The sequence below is a fragment of the Leyella stercorea genome, from assembly GCF_021531355.1.
GTDB lineage: Bacteria > Bacteroidota > Bacteroidia > Bacteroidales > Bacteroidaceae > Prevotella.
The window spans coordinates 13931-29413 of the sequence record NZ_JADYTS010000039.1 but is presented as its reverse complement, the minus strand read 5'-3'; the positions used below and the strand labels follow the sequence as shown (position 1 = coordinate 29413).

The following is a 15483-nucleotide window of genomic DNA, read 5'->3' as shown; positions in this document are numbered from 1 at the left end:
CCAATAAGCAAACTGTGCATACCGCGCCCCTCCCCCGCAGGGAGGGGAGCGGTATGCACAGTTTGCTTATTGGAGGTGGAATGTGCTGTTGGCTTATAAGGACGGTATGCACAGTTTGCTTATAAAAATACGCCTTGTAAAGGTAGAAGCATTGACAGTTGACGCTTTTGTCTTTACAGGGCATTTTTCGTATATTGATTATTGTACTGTTGTCGGCCGCTACTCTTCAAATTCCTTTTCATGGTCTTTGAAAAAATCGTAATAGAGGCGGACGTTAGGCAAATCCGTCCATTGGCATACAGAAACGGGTACGCTGTCCATATTGAATATTTTGGCATATGGAATTGACAGGATAAACGGACTGTGTGTTGACAGAATGAACTGACAATCATAGAACCTTGCCATTCCCAATAAGAATTGCACCAATTCAATTTGCATCTCGGCAGACAGGGAATTTTCAGGCTCGTCCAACAGATATAGCCCGCCAGACTGTATGGCATCGGTGAAGTATTTGAAACCGTTCTCTCCGTTAGAATATGTTCGTTCGTCAACACCGACATTAGCTCTTACATATCTTGAACCCGATTGCTTGTGCTTGTTGTAATAATCTTTGTATGCCCTTATACTATTAGGGTCGTCGGTGTTAAACCCTCGTGGTCCTTGCCATCCGCTATATCCCATTTGGGCTTTTTCTTTGAATATCAATTCACGTTTGAAGTTGAGGTTTTCGTTTCTTTCGCGTACCTCGATGATATGATTGAACACATCGTCGCTCGTTATAATCTTTGACATTTTCTTGAGACTTTTCAGTTTCGTCGGGTCATGAACGGTCAGTTCATATCGGCATTTTTCAAGATACGGGTCAAAGAAATAAGTCTTATTGTAAGGAGCCTTTCTTTCCAGTTTCAGTTTTTCTGCTATGATGTTCAGAAGTGTACTCTTGCCCGACCCGTTGCTACCGCATAAAATGGTGATGTCGGAGAATTCCATCGACTCAAGTCTTTTAATTTGAGGGAAAAAGTTGAACGGATAGTATGAGTCGTAACAGTTTCTTGGGAAATTGTTTATATATTCTTCTTCATCATATACGGATGTCAAGGTAAATCTATTCAGATAAATCATCGTAATTTTGGGTTTATATCAAAAACAAAATATCAATAATAAAGTAGCAACATAAACAACAAAAGAACAACAAAAACAACATTCTTTTTCTGCCATTCAGAATAGATAATGTTGTTTTTGCTGTTCTTTTTATTGTTAAATGTCGTTTGACATCCCCCGATTATAATAGTTTCAGCAATCCTGTCATATCACTCCCCTCCCTACGGGGGAGGTTGGGGGGAGGGGCTTTGTTGGGCTTTATTCTATTTAGAACACAAACGTTCTGATGAAGTAGTAGCTGATGATACCAGCGAGATAGCCCACGAAAGCAATCCATGTTATCTTCTTCATGTACCATCCGAAGGTTATCTTCTCCAGGCCCATAACCACAACGCCAGCTGCGCTACCTACGATGAGCATTGAGCCGCCCACGCCGGCACAGTAAGCCAGCAACTGCCAGAAGATACCGTCAACCGCCATGTCGCCAGTAGCAGCAACGGGATACATACCCATACAGCCTGCTACGAGAGGAACGTTGTCGACGATGCTCGACAGAACACCGATGATACCGGTTACGAGGTAGTGGTTGCCGTCGAATATGACGTTGAGGCCTTCGCCCATAGCGCTGAGAACACCAACCTCAGAGAGACATGCTACAGCCATGAGAATGCCGAGGAAGAAGAGGATTGTCGACATGTCGATGCGTGAGAGCAGGTTGCTTACGCGCTTCATTGTTCCACATTCGCACTCTTCGTGTCCGTGTGTCAGGTGGCTGTAGAACAGCTCTGTTGTGGTCCATAAAACACCAAGTACGAGCAATATACCTACAAACGGAGGCAGGTGGGTGATGCTCTTAAATACCGGCACGAACATCAAACCGCCAACACCAATGCAGAATACCGCACGACGCTGAATTTCGGTAAGGTCACCTAAGTCGGCATTGCAGTTGCAATTCTCCTCAGGCATTTTGAGTTCGCCTTTCAGATAATATTGCAGGATGAATGCAGGTATAATCATCGAGATGAGCGACGGAACGATAATTTCCATGATAACTCCGGCTGCCGTAATCAAGCCCTTATTCCATAGCATGATAGTGGTGACGTCGCCGATTGGTGAGAATGCTCCACCCGAATTGGCTGCAATAATCACAAGCGAGGCGTAAATCAGACGGTCTTGCTTGTCAGCCACGAGCTTGCGCAGAATCATGATCATCACGATACTTGTGGTGAGGTTGTCGAGAATAGCCGACAGGATGAATGTCATGAAAGCGATACGCCACAGCAATGCGCGCTTCGAGTGGGTCTTCATCACGCCTCGCACCCAGTTGAATCCACCGTTCTGATCGACAATCTCAACGATAGTCATGGCTCCCATAAGGAAGAACAGTGTAGTCGAGGTGTCGCCAAGGTGCTCCTGAATGATGGTAGTCACCTTCTCGGCCATACCAGCCATGCCGCCCGTGTAGTCTGGGTGCATAAGGTTGAGATACTGCAGCGGATCGAACATGTAGAGCGTCCAGCACACAACGAACATAAGCAGCGCAACAGCGGCTTTGTTCACTTTAGTCAAGCTTTCGGTGGCGATGCATGTGTATCCCAGCACGAAGGCTACGACGATAGCAAGAGTTAAAGCTGTCATAGATTTTGTTGTCTTTGTTTTTTTGTAATTATGTTATTTCGGTTAACAGCGTATCAGCAGAAATAGTTCTGCTGACACACCGTTACAAAATTATACAAAAAACCTCAAACAAAAGTATTTGTAGTATAATATTAATGCGGTTTTTACAAGTCTTGGTGTCACATTGCCAATACATTGCAAATGTTGTCCTTTATAGTGGATACTCGTCGAATGCGTACAGCACTGTCGACAGATAGCGTTCGCCTGTGTCGGGCAATAGCGTTACGATTCGCTTGCCGCGGTTTTCGGGTCGCAGAGCCAGTTGGGTGGCTCCGAACACAGCCGCTCCCGAACTGATGCCCACGAGCAATCCCTCCTCAGCGGCAAGTTGTCGGCCGGTGCGTATGGCATCGTCATTGCTCACGGTGAGTACTTCGTCTACAATGTCGGCATTGTATGTCTTGGGTACAAAACCTGCTCCTATGCCCTGAATCTTGTGCGGTCCGCTGTTGCCTCCGCTCAGTACGGGCGACGATGCCGGCTCTACAGCCACTATTTTGACATTGGGATTATGCTCCTTCAGTCGTCTGCCGATGCCCGACAGCGTTCCGCCGGTGCCCACACCAGCCACGAATATGTCCACATTGCCTTCAGTCTGCTCCCATATCTCCACGCCCGTAGTGTTGTAGTGAGCCTGCGGGTTGGCTGGGTTTTCAAACTGCTGCAGTATGATGCTGCCCGGAGTAGCGTCGCGCAGTTCTTCGGCAGCCAGTATGGCGCCCGCCATTCCTTGCTTGCCCGGCGTTAGTTTTACGGTAGCGCCGTAAGCTTTCACAAGGTTACGGCGCTCCACACTCATAGTTTCGGGCATTGTCAGAATGAGCTTATATCCCTTCACGGCCGACACCAGTGCCAGTCCTACACCCGTATTGCCGCTTGTAGGTTCTATGATTGTGGCTCCGGGCTTGAGCAGTCCTTTCCGTTCGGCGTCCTCGATCATGGACAGTGCCACGCGGTCCTTGACGCTTCCGCCAGGATTGAAATATTCCACTTTGGCTAATATTGCCGTTTCAATGCCGCGTTTGGCCGAGTAGGTGCCAAGTTCGAGCAACGGTGTCTTGCCGATAAGGTCGGTCAGCTTTTTTGCAATCATAGTTTTTCTCTGTTTTAATTTGTTGTTGTGGTTAACTGGTTGGGTTGTGTCGTGCGCCTGCTTAAATGGCCTCGAACGCCTGCTGCAGGTCGTCGATGATGTCGTCGATGTGCTCGGTTCCGATGCTCAGACGTATGGTCGAGGGTGTGATGTGCTGCTGCGCCAGCTCCTCGGGCGACATCTGCGAGTGGGTGGTTGTTGCCGGGTGTATGGCGAGACTCTTCACGTCAGCCACGTTGGCAAGCAATGAGAATATCTTGAGGTGGTCGATGAATCGCCATGCGGCTTCCTGACCGCCCTTGATTTCGAATGTGAATATCGAACCGCCACCGTTGGGGAAGTACTTCTCGTACAGCTCGTGGTCGGGATGAGTGGGCAGCGACGGATGGTTCACCTTTTCCACCTTTGGGTTCTCAGCCAGATACTTCACCACCTTGAGCGCATTCTCTACGTGACGCTCTACGCGCAGCGACAGAGTTTCGAGTCCTTGCAGCAGAATCCATGCGTTGAACGGTGAGATTGTAGCACCAGTGTCGCGCAGTATGACGGCGCGAATGCGGGTCACGAAAGCAGCCTTGCCAGCTACGTCGGCAAATATGGCACCGTGATAGCTTGGGTCGGGCTTGGCGAGTGTAGGATATTTGTCGGCATTGGCTTTCCAGTCGAATGTGCCGCCGTCTACGATTACGCCTCCCAGACTGGAACCGTGTCCGCCGATAAACTTTGTGGCTGAGTGTACCACAACGTCGGCTCCGTGTTCAATCGGACGTATAATATAAGGTGTGCCGAAGGTGTTGTCTACGATGAATGGTATGTTATGGCGGTGGGCTACGGCAGCCACTGCCTCAAGATTTGTCACGTCGGAGTTGGGATTGCCGAATGTCTCGGCGTACACCACCTTGGTGTTGGGCTGAATGGCAGCCTCCAGCGCCTCAAGGTCGTTGACGTTGACGATGGTGTTGCTGATGCCTTGTGTGGTCAGTGTGTGGGTGATGAGGTTGAACGAACCACCGTACAGATTGTCGGCAGCTACGATATGGTCGCCTACCTGCAGGATGTTCTGCAGAGCGTAGGTCACGGCTGCGGCTCCTGATGCCACTGCCAGTCCTGCCACGCCACCTTCAAGGGCAGCCACGCGCTCCTCGAAAACTCCCTGTGTCGAGTTGGTCAGTCGGCCGTAGATGTTGCCGGCGTCGCGCAGTCCGAATCGGTCGGCAGCGTGCTGTGAGTTGCGGAACACGTACGATGTGGTCTGGTAGATAGGTACGGCACGTGCGTCTGTTGCCGGATCCGGATTTTCCTGTCCTACGTGCAATTGGAGTGTTTCGAAGTGGAGTTTCTTGTTGCTCATGGTGTTTGCCCTTTCTTTAAAAATGTGTTTTTACTAATATGAAGATTATGAAGCAAGTCGTGTTTGTTGACTTCTTGTTTTCATGGTTGCAAAGTTACGGCAAAACTGTCTACCCTACAATCGCACAAATTGGTTATATGGCATACCACAAATATGGTATATTGGGATGAAATGTATAAATATGAAGTTTTAAGGCATAAAAAAGCAACAAAAACAACATTTTTGACATTGAAAACGTGTCAAATAATGTTGTTTTTGTTGCTACATCTTATTATTGTTATGCTGTGGGGTGAACAGTTACTTTATTTTCTGTTCGGGCACCATCTGTCGTGTGGTCAGCACCTGACGTTTTGATATCACGCCGTCGGCATATTCCTTGGGCGACATGCCTCGGTTGTTCTTGAAGCAGCGGTTGAAGTAGGGCACATCGTTGAATCCTACCATATAGCACACCTCAGTAACGTTGAAGTTGCCCTGGCGCAACAGGCTACAGGCGCGGTCTACACGCAGCTTGTTGAGATATGTGATATATGTCTGGCCCGTAGCCTTCTTGAAGAAGGTGCAGAATGACGAGCGGTTCATACCCACGTGCTCGGCTATCATGTCGATTGTGACAGTGCGGGCGAAGTTCTGCTGCGAGAATTCCTTTATTTTGTTGATGCGCTCCGATGTACGGTCTGTCTCAGGGGTGCGTCCCACAACGACAGCGTCGCGCTCGCTCTTTGATATCAGCAGGAGCAGACGGAACATGTAGGGTAGCAGTTCTGTGCGCTGTTCACGTGCCATCTTGTGCAGCATGTCGGCTATCAAGGCTGTGGTGTTGGGATCGAATGAGATTACTGTAGCAATCGACTTCAACAGGTCGAGACGCTCGGTGAGTTCGGGGAATGCGCTTGTGCAGCGGTCTATGAACTCTGTTCGGAATGTGATTGTGTAGTGTCCGATGAGTCCGTCAGCGTCGGTGTAATTGTCGTCGAACTTCCAGCTGTGGGGTATATGTGGCGGAATGAACGCAAGGTCGCCTTCGGCGAAATCCGTTACGGTATCGCCCATTATGCGCTTGCCTTTGCCGCAAGTTACATACGTCAGTTCCCATGTGTCCTGCTTGTGCAGTGGAAACTGTTCGGCAGGCTTCATTCTTTTGTAATCAAAGTTATACAAGTCCATATTTGATTATTATAAAAATTTCTGGTTGTTTATTGTCGACATTTGTCGTGCAATTGTCTTATGCTTGATTTAGGGATGTGTTCTACAATGCAAATTTACGATTATAAATTGGTATATGCTTGATTTTAACATTTAATATACATACGATTCAACATGTTTTATGTAAAATACGTGCTGCTTTTGACGTTTTGTAAACCGTATATTGCAAAATGTTGACTCCTATCGTATTTCTTATGTCACTTAGATTGGTTGCAACATATTGTTAATTTGTGGCGAATAACACCCTATTTTTATTCTATTGCTTTTTCAGTATTGATATCGTGGCGCGATTTCGACTTTATCACAAGCCATACACCGCTGAAAACCAGAGCCACTGCCAGTGCCTGCTTCCATGTGAACACGCACATTCCGGCTGCCAGACTCACCGATACAGCCACTACGGGCTGCATATAATTGTAAATGCTTACTACCGTCGGGCGCAGTGTCTTCTGTGCTGTCTGCATGAGCAGATAAGCCACGTATGTTCCGAAGAACACCACGAATGCCGTGCCTGCCCACGCTCCGGGCGTGGCTACGCTCCAGTCGGTTTGCACAGCGTGCGGAAGCATAAATGGAGAAAGCAACACTGCTGCCCATGTGAACATCCATTTGCTCACGGTGATGGGCGAATAGCGGCGCAGAAAGTCGCGATACAGCGCCAGGTATAGTGCAAACGACAGCTGGGCGAAGATACACAGCAGGTCGCCGCGTATGTCGCCGATGCGCGAATCGTGTGCTGTGGCGCTCGACATAATCAGTATCAGTGCGCCCGAGCAGCCTATGCCCACGCCAAGGGCTTTCTTGCCGGTGATGGGTTCCTTAAGTATCAGTGCCGAGAGTATCATGGCGAAGATGGGCAGCGACGTTGTCACGATGCTGGCATTTGAAGGAGTGGTGATGCTAAGTCCGATGGTGAAGCAGCATTGGTTGCCCACCAGTCCCAGCAGTCCGGCACCGCTCATTGCCAATATGTCGCGCCAAGGCATGTGCTCGTGTTCGCAGAAAAGCGAAGTAATCCAGAACAACAGTGCTCCTCCAGCCGCTCGCATAAACACAAGGTTTATGTTGTCAATGCCGTGTTGCATGGCATCCTTGCCAATGGGCGACATAAGTCCCCACATGACGCAAGCCATGAATATGCATAAGTGTGCAATTAGAGGTCGTTTGTTATCCATTTATACTGTTTTTTTGCCTTTTATGTTATCTTTTTTGCCAAATACGGGTGCAAAGATATAAAATTATCGTTTTATACGAATACATTATATCATTTTATTTCATATATTTGTAACATGAATACACACCTTAAATATGTACGTAAATGAAATATGCCGAATACATTAAGCAGATAGAGATTGACTCGTTGTGGAGTGGCAAGCGCCACGTTGTGTGGAATCTCGACCGCCAGGTGAACATCCTGAGCGGCATAAATGGTGTGGGCAAGAGCACCATATTAAATAAGGTGGTGAAGGGACTTTCGGCAGGTGGCGAGTTTCCGAGCCACATGCTCAAGGGCGTCAGGCTGAAGGTGCAGCCCGACGATGCCAAGTGGATACGCTACGACGTTATACGTTCGTTCGACCGTCCGCTGTGGAATCTCGATGCTGTCAGCAAGCTCAACACTTCGCTGAGCGATCTTGCCACCGAACTCGACATGCAGCTCTTCTTCCTGCAGCGCAAATATCTCGACTATCAGGTCAATATCGGCAACCGCATCATTGCGTGTCTGCAAGACGGACGTCCCGATGCCGCCCTTGAGGCGCAGCGCATCTCGGCTCCGAAGAAGACATTCCAGGACCTCATCGACGACCTCTTCTCGGAGACGGGCAAGACTATCCTACGCACTGAGAACGAGATACGCTTCTCGCAGATAGGCGAGATTCTGAGCCCTTATCAGCTGTCGAGCGGCGAGAAGCAGATGCTCGTCATCCTGCTCACGGTGCTTGTCGAGGACCAGTTGCCCTACGTGCTCTTCATGGACGAACCCGAAGTGAGCCTGCATGTCGACTGGCAGCAGCGACTCATCGACCTCATCCTCACGCTCAATCCCAACGTACAGATTATACTGACCACACACTCGCCTGCCGTTATCATGAACGGATGGGCCGATAGGGTTACTGAAGTGAGCGACATTACGGATTAACCGCCGCAAGGGCGGAATTAGGAGTTTTGAATTTTGAATTTTGAGTTGTTCTCGGCTACGCCTGCGATTTTGAATTGATGATTTATGAATTGTCAATTCAAAATTGAATAATTCAAAATTGGCTTTGCCGATAATTTAAAATTCAAAACTCCAAATTCAACACTCCTAATCGCAGGCGTAGCCGCGAACAATTCAAAACTCAAAACTCAAAATTCAAAACTCGGATTATGGCAAAACGATTGCGCGACACTATAACGTCGCAATATGTAGAGGCGGCCAATAGGCTCAGCTCGCGTCAGGCTCGCCGTCGCATCGTGGCTTATGTCGAGAGCTACGACGACATATTCTTCTGGCGGTCGGTGCTCTCGCGTTTCGAGAACTCCGAGCGCTACTTCGAGGTGATGTTGCCCTCGCGACTCGACCATCTCGAACGTGGCAAGAAGGCTGCCATTATGAGTCTGATTGCTGCCGGTGGGGTGGGGCGCGACATGATAGCGTGTGTCGATGCCGACTATGACTACTTGGAGCAGGGCGCCAGCGGTTCGTCGAAGACGATTCTCGACAATCCCTACATATTCCACTCCTACGCCTACGCCATCGAGAACATGCAGTGCTACGCACCGTCGCTGCACGCCGTATGTGTGGCTGTGGCGCTCAACGACCGCCAGACGTTCGACTTCGAGGCGTTCTTGCGCGACTTCTCCACCGCCATCTTCCCCCTCTTCGTGTGGAATATATGGTCGTATCGCACCGGTGCGACGCCACGCTTTGCCATCAGCGACTTTCTCCACATCATCGAGATGGGCAACATTTCGCCCGACAACAGTCAGCAGGCGCTTGCCAATCTGCGCCGCCGCGTTGGCCATAAGGTGCAGACGCTGCAACGCCAGCATCCCGGTGCGCGAGAGAGCTACGCTGCCGTCAAGGACGACCTTCGCCGACTTGGCGTGCGCCCCGACATGACATATATGTACATCCAGGGCCATCATCTGTTCGACAAGGTGGTGGTGCCGCTCGTAAGGAAGGTGTGCAATCAGCTGATACGCGAACGCGAGCGCGAGATTTCAGTTCAAAGTGTGCACGCCACCCAGCAGCGCAACGAGCTGTCGTGCTACTCGTCGAGCGTGGGCGAAGCCGAATTTGTGCTGCGCCGCAACGTAGGCTATGTGTCGTCGCCGCAATATCAGAGTATAGTGGAAGACCTGCAGCGGTATCTGGAGGAAAAAGAAACTTCAGTTGAGAGTTGAAATAAAAAAAAAGGATTTTGCTACGCGATTGCGTGCAAAATCCTTTTTTATCTCTTTTCGAGTTAGGTGTCCGTACGGATTAAGCGTTGGTTGTGTTAACGCGACGCTCAGCGATACGAGCCTTCTTACCAGTAAGGTTGCGGAGGTAGTAGAGCTTAGCGCGACGTACCTTACCGTGCTTGTTAACCTCGATGCTCTCAATGTTGGGTGACTCGATCGGGAAGATACGCTCAACACCAACTGTACCAGACATCTTACGTACGGTGAAGCGCTTCTTGTCACCGTGGCCAGAAATCTTGATAACTACACCACGATAGAGCTGGATACGCTCCTTTGTACCCTCGATAATTTTGTAAGCGACTGTGATAGTGTCACCTGAACGGAACTCAGGGAACTTCTTGCCGGTTGCAAATGCTTCTTCAGCAACTTTAATTAAATCCATTGTTAATTTGATAATTAAATTTGTTTTATCGTTCTCGCGCAACATAATGGGCAACTCTTCTTCCCGTCATCGGTTACGCCGAAAAGCGGGTGCAAAGTTACTACTTTTTTCGCTAACGCACAAGCATTTACAAGAAAAGACATCCCGAAAAACATATTTTTAGACTTTTACACGTTCTGTCATAAAACAATTTTGTATTTTTGCATATACTTATGCAGTTAAAGAAGATAATAAACGACTCTCTTAAGGTGGCACTCTCGCTGCTGCTTGGCGGACTGATACTCTACTGGATGTATCGCGACTTCGACTTCCGTCAGGTAGAGCATGTTCTGCTGCACGAAATGAATTGGACGTGGATGTTGCTTTCATTCCCGTTCGGCATCTTGGCGCAGGCTTTTCGCGGTTGGCGGTGGCATCTCACGCTCGAACCCGTAGGCGAACATCCGCGCACGTCCACCAGCGTCTACTCCATATTCCTCTCCTATGCCGTCAGCCTTGTAGTGCCGCGTATAGGCGAGTTTGCCCGTTGCGGTGTGTTGCGCCGCTACGACGGAGTGTCGTTTCCCAAGGCTTTGGGCACGGTAGTGGTGGAGCGTGCCATCGATTCGGCACTGGTCATGTGCATAGCCTTTGTCACCATGCTGTGCCAATTCAGCGTGTTCAACACCTTCTTCGACCGCACCGGCACCAACATCGGCGCTCTGCTGGCAGGATTCTCTACCACCGGCTACATCGTCACAGCCATTTGCGGACTTGCAGTATGCCTTCTGGCGTGGTACATCATGCGTCGGTTTGCCATATATAATAAGGTGAAGGCTACGGTGCAGGGCATTTGGCAAGGCATCATGTCGATACGCAGTGTGAAGCGTCCCGTGCGCTTCGTCGTGTACACTCTCGCTATATGGGCATGCTATTTCCTGCACTATTACCTCACGTTCTTCTGTTTCGACTCCACGTCCGGACTGGGCGTGTCGTGCGCAATGGTTACGTTCATCGTGGGCAGCATAGCCGTTATCGTTCCTACCCCCAATGGAGCCGGACCGTGGCATTTCGCCGTCAAGACCATGCTGTTGCTATATGGCATAGGCGAGACCGATGCTCTCAACTTCGTGCTCATCGTCCACAGCGTGCAGACGCTGCTCGTGGTGGCAATGGGCGTATGGGCGTGGGTGGCACTCTCGTTCACCCGCAAGCAGCCGAGCCTGCAGTAAATAAGAAAGTAATAATCACAAATACTACTATTATTTAATCACTAATAAACACAATTATTATGAGTGAAATCAAAAACCTAAACCCCGAATGTATTTGGCGCAACTTTGACGCACTGACACAGGTGCCGCGCCCGTCTGGACATCTTGAAAAAGTACAGCACATGCTGCTTGAGTTTGCCGCACGCGTAGGCGTTGAGGCATTCAAGGACGCTGCTGGCAATATAGTGATGCGCAAGCCCGCATCTCCCGGAATGGAAAATCGCAAGGGTATCATCCTTCAGGCTCACATGGACATGGTACCGCAGAAGAGCAATGACAGCAACCACAACTTCGAGACCGACCCGATTCAGACATACATTGACGGCGAATGGGTTAAGGCAAAGGGCACTACTCTCGGTGCCGACAACGGTATCGGCGTAGCTGCCATCATGTCTGTTATGGAGGACAAGACCCTCGTACACGGACCCGTTGAGGGACTCATCACTGCCGACGAAGAGACCGGTATGTTCGGTGCCAACGACCTGCCCGAGGGCGAACTCAATGGCGACATCCTGCTCAACCTCGACTCTGAGACATGGGGCAAGTTCGTTATCGGTTCGGCTGGTGGTGTCGACATCACAGCTACACTCGACTATAAGGAGGTAGAGACCGACAAGGAAGACGCAGCCGTTAAGGTTGTAATCAAGGGCTTGAAGGGTGGTCACTCAGGATTGGAGATTAACGAGGGACGCGGCAATGCCAACAAGCTCATGGCTCGCTTCGTACACGAGGCCATCGCCGAGTACGGTGCACGCCTCGCCACATGGCACGGTGGCAACATGCGCAATGCCATTCCGTTCGAGTGCTCTACAGTGTTCACACTGCCTAAGGAGAACGTTGAGGCTCTGAAGGAAGACGTAGCCGAGTGGTGCGCTCTGTTCAACAACGAGTATCGTACAATCGAGGAGAACATCCAGTTCTTCGCCGAGGACGTTGATGCTCCTGCCACTCAGGTGCCCGAGGAGATTCAGGACAACCTGCTCGATGCCATCTACGGCTGCCACAACGGTGTGCTCCGTATGATTCCGGTGTTCCCGTCGGTAGTAGAGACATCGTCAAACCTCGCCATTATCGACATCGAGGGCGGCCACGCTTACTTCAAGCTGCTCGCACGTTCGTCAAGAGAGAGCATGCGCGACTACATTGCAGCCACTCTTGAGTCTACATTCTCAATGGCAGGCATGAAGGTTGAGATGAGCGGCGAGTACGGCGGTTGGGACCCCAACACCGACAGCGAGATTCTCCATCTGCTCGAGAAGAACTATCGCGAGCTGTTCAACGAGGAGGCAATCGAGCAGGTCGACCACGCCGGATTGGAGTGCTCGGTCATCCTCGGCAAGTATCCTCACCTCGACGTTGTGTCGCTCGGTCCTACCATGCGTTCGCCGCACACCACAACAGAGCGTTGCCTCATCTCTACAGTGGCTCCATTCTGGGAACTGCTCAAGAAGACAATGGCAGAAGCTCCAGTGAAATAAAACAGACAGAAGTTTCGCAAGTTGGTTTCATACTTGCGAAACTTTTTTTGTATTATCGCTGCTTTCAATGCACCGATTTCAGACTGTCGCAATACAATATTTGCATTTTAAACCGCTCAAAACTGCGAGCTGAACGCACAAGGAAATCTTCGGCTCGAAATTCGTGAGTTTTGCGCGTATAGCTATATGTTGCTGATACATAAAGAGTTGTGAGGATTGTGGCTCAAGCGTGCAATTGTCACAATTCAAAAAAAACTTCATTTTATTGCAAAAGGAGTCCTTTTGCCTTCCAACTGTAGTCCTTTTGCTCTCTCATTGTTGTCCTTTTGCCTTGCAAAAGTGGTCCTTTTGAACGGAAAGAAGCCCTGAATCAATAAAAACATGAACGATTTGCGTTGCAAAACCTCTGAAAACGCCTTCGCAAATCTCTATAATCGATTTTTGTTTTGTAACACTTTTTTACTGCCTGTACGATATTTGTCAGTGACAATCTTGTGGAAGAGAAGAAATGCCTAATATCAACAAAACGCCCTGATAATCTAATTTTTAGTTATTTTAATATGGTATATCAGCGGTTTTTGCTAACTTTGCAAATTAAACAAAGTAAATAGTAAAAGTATATGGCTGGAACAAAAAAAATCAAGACTGCGCTTATCTCAGTTTTTCATAAGGACGGTCTCGACGAGCTGTTGAAGAAGCTCAACGAGGAAGGTGTTAAATTCCTCTCTACAGGTGGTACACAGGCTTTCATCGAGTCGCTTGGCTACGAGTGCCAGGCCGTTGAGAGCGTTACATCTTATCCTTCAATCCTCGGCGGACGTGTGAAGACTCTGCATCCGCGTATCTTCGGCGGCATCCTGGCTCGTCGCGACAATGAGGGCGACCGTCAGCAGATGGCTGAGTATGCAATCCCCGAAATCGACCTCGTGATTGTAGACCTCTATCCTTTCGAGCAGACTGTAGCAAGCGGCGCAAGCGAAGCCGACATCATCGAGAAGATCGATATAGGTGGTATCTCACTCATCCGTGCCGGAGCCAAGAACTTCAATGATGTAGTAATCGTTCCGAGCAAGGCAGAGTATGGCATGCTCCTCGATATCGTCAACAAGAAGGGTGCTGAGACCGACCTCGCAGAGCGTAAGGTATTCGCCGAGCACGCTTTCGGCGTAAGCAGCCACTACGATACAGCAATCCACGAGTGGTTTGCAAAGTAAATTTTGAATTTTGAATTTTGAATTTTGAATTGTCGGCTCCGCCGATGTTGAATTAATTGATTGTAGAGTTGATAGGACAATTCCTTAATCCACAACAGTTAATCAGCGCTGGCGACAATTCAAAATTCAAAATTCAAAACTCAAAACTCCTAATCGCCGCAGGCGATAATTCAAAATTCAAAATTCAAAACTCAAAATTCATCAATGGGATTTTTTTCATTCGTACAGGAAATAGCGATGGACCTCGGCACCGCCAACACCATCATCATCAGCGACGACAAAATCGTTGTTGACGAGCCTTCGGTAGTGGCGCTCGACCGTCGTACCGACAAGATGATAGCTGTTGGCTCAAAGGCCAAGATGATGTATGAGAAGACTCACGACAACATCCGCACCATACGTCCGCTGCGCGACGGCGTTATAGCCGACTTCACCGCATGCGAGCAGATGATGCGTGGACTTATCAAGATGGTTCACACTGGCAGCCGACTCTTCTCGCCGTCACTGCGTATGGTCATCGGCGTGCCTTCAGGTTCTACTGAGGTGGAGCTGCGTGCTGTGCGCGACAGTGCCGAGCATGCCAACGGCCGCGACGTATATCTGATTTTCGAGCCAATGGCTGCAGCCATCGGTATCGGCATCGACGTTGAGGCTCCGGAGGGCAACATGATTGTAGATATAGGTGGTGGTTCTACCGAGATTGCAGTCATCTCACTTGGCGGCATCGTGTCGAACAACTCTATCCGCACCGCAGGCGACGACCTCACAGCCGACATCCAGGAGTATATGTCGCGCCAGCACAACGTGAAGGTTTCGGAACGTATGGCCGAGCGTATCAAGATACACGTAGGTTCGGCACTGACCGAACTGGGCGACGAGGCTCCAGAGGACTTCATCGTACACGGTCCGAACCGCATCACAGCATTGCCGATGGAGGTTCCCGTGTGCTATCAGGAGATTGCACACTGCATCGACAAGACTGTAGCAAAGATAGAGAACGCCGTACTCTCGGCACTCGAGAGCACTCCGCCAGAACTCTATGCCGACATCGTGAAGAACGGTATCTACCTCAGTGGTGGCGGCGCTTTGCTTCGCGGACTCGACCGTCGTCTCACCGAGAAGATCAACATTCCGTTCCACATTGCCGAGGATCCGCTCCACAGCGTAGCCAAGGGTGCTGGTGTGGCTCTGAAGAACATCGAACGCTTCTCATTCCTGATGAGATAAAATAGACAAAAGTAAAAAAGTAAAAAAGTAAAAAAGTAAAAAGGAGGGTGTGTCAAA

The 15483-nt window shown here is 49.5% G+C and carries 13 protein-coding genes; 6 read left to right on the top strand and 7 right to left on the bottom strand.

From position 1 onward, the window contains the following. Positions 1–219: 219 nt before the first annotated feature. The 6 genes from I6E38_RS09510 to I6E38_RS09485 form a co-directional block, all read right to left on the bottom strand. Entirely contained in the window at positions 220–990 is a 771-nt protein-coding gene (locus I6E38_RS09510; RefSeq protein ID WP_235393762.1) for an AAA family ATPase, read from the bottom strand. Between the two features lie 378 nt (positions 991–1368). Beyond that, positions 1369–2739: a sodium:proton antiporter NhaD gene (gene nhaD / locus I6E38_RS09505; RefSeq protein ID WP_235393761.1), complete on the bottom strand. Its 1371-nt coding sequence runs from the start codon at positions 2737–2739 to the stop codon at positions 1369–1371. A gap of 190 nt (positions 2740–2929) precedes the next feature. Beyond that, positions 2930–3871, bottom strand: a complete 942-nt coding sequence (gene cysK, locus I6E38_RS09500) for a cysteine synthase A (RefSeq protein WP_235393760.1) — start codon at positions 3869–3871, stop codon at positions 2930–2932. Between the two features lie 61 nt (positions 3872–3932). Further along, a complete protein-coding gene (locus I6E38_RS09495) occupies positions 3933–5222 on the bottom strand; it encodes an O-acetylhomoserine aminocarboxypropyltransferase/cysteine synthase family protein (RefSeq protein ID WP_235393759.1) in 1290 nt (429 codons plus the stop codon). 297 nt (positions 5223–5519) lie between these two features. Then, on the bottom strand, positions 5520–6359 hold the full coding sequence (locus I6E38_RS09490; RefSeq protein ID WP_235393758.1) for an AraC family transcriptional regulator: 840 nt from the start codon (positions 6357–6359) through the stop codon (positions 5520–5522). A 320-nt stretch (positions 6360–6679) separates the two neighbouring features. Further along, positions 6680–7603 (bottom strand): DMT family transporter, encoded by a 924-nt coding sequence (locus I6E38_RS09485; RefSeq protein WP_235393757.1) that lies wholly within the window; start codon positions 7601–7603, stop codon positions 6680–6682. A gap of 143 nt (positions 7604–7746) precedes the next feature. On the opposite strand from I6E38_RS09485, the gene I6E38_RS09480 reads away from it, so the two are divergent. Next, positions 7747–8568 carry an AAA family ATPase gene (locus I6E38_RS09480; protein ID WP_235393756.1) on the top strand — a complete coding sequence of 274 codons (822 nt, stop codon included), beginning with the start codon at positions 7747–7749 and terminating at the stop codon, positions 8566–8568. Positions 8569–8795: 227 nt separating this feature from the next. Then, positions 8796–9815: a DUF4435 domain-containing protein gene (locus tag I6E38_RS09475; protein ID WP_235393755.1), complete on the top strand. Its 1020-nt coding sequence runs from the start codon at positions 8796–8798 to the stop codon at positions 9813–9815. A gap of 79 nt (positions 9816–9894) precedes the next feature. Here the strand turns inward: I6E38_RS09475 and rplS are convergent, their stop codons facing one another. Then, the gene (gene rplS / locus I6E38_RS09470; RefSeq protein ID WP_235393754.1) at positions 9895–10257 is read right to left on the bottom strand and encodes a 50S ribosomal protein L19; all 363 of its coding nucleotides are present in this window, start codon (positions 10255–10257) and stop codon (positions 9895–9897) included. Positions 10258–10469: 212 nt separating this feature from the next. Between rplS and I6E38_RS09465 the strand changes: the two genes are divergently transcribed. From I6E38_RS09465 to I6E38_RS09450, 4 genes are all read left to right on the top strand, one after another. Continuing rightward, on the top strand, positions 10470–11468 hold the full coding sequence (locus I6E38_RS09465; RefSeq protein ID WP_235393753.1) for a lysylphosphatidylglycerol synthase transmembrane domain-containing protein: 999 nt from the start codon (positions 10470–10472) through the stop codon (positions 11466–11468). Between the two features lie 59 nt (positions 11469–11527). After that, positions 11528–12985 (top strand): aminoacyl-histidine dipeptidase, encoded by a 1458-nt coding sequence (locus I6E38_RS09460; RefSeq protein ID WP_235393752.1) that lies wholly within the window; start codon positions 11528–11530, stop codon positions 12983–12985. Positions 12986–13605: 620 nt separating this feature from the next. Then, a complete protein-coding gene (locus I6E38_RS09455) occupies positions 13606–14199 on the top strand; it encodes an IMP cyclohydrolase (protein ID WP_235393751.1) in 594 nt (197 codons plus the stop codon). A 204-nt stretch (positions 14200–14403) separates the two neighbouring features. Then, a complete protein-coding gene (locus I6E38_RS09450) occupies positions 14404–15426 on the top strand; it encodes a rod shape-determining protein (protein ID WP_235393750.1) in 1023 nt (340 codons plus the stop codon). Positions 15427–15483 lie beyond the last annotated feature (57 nt).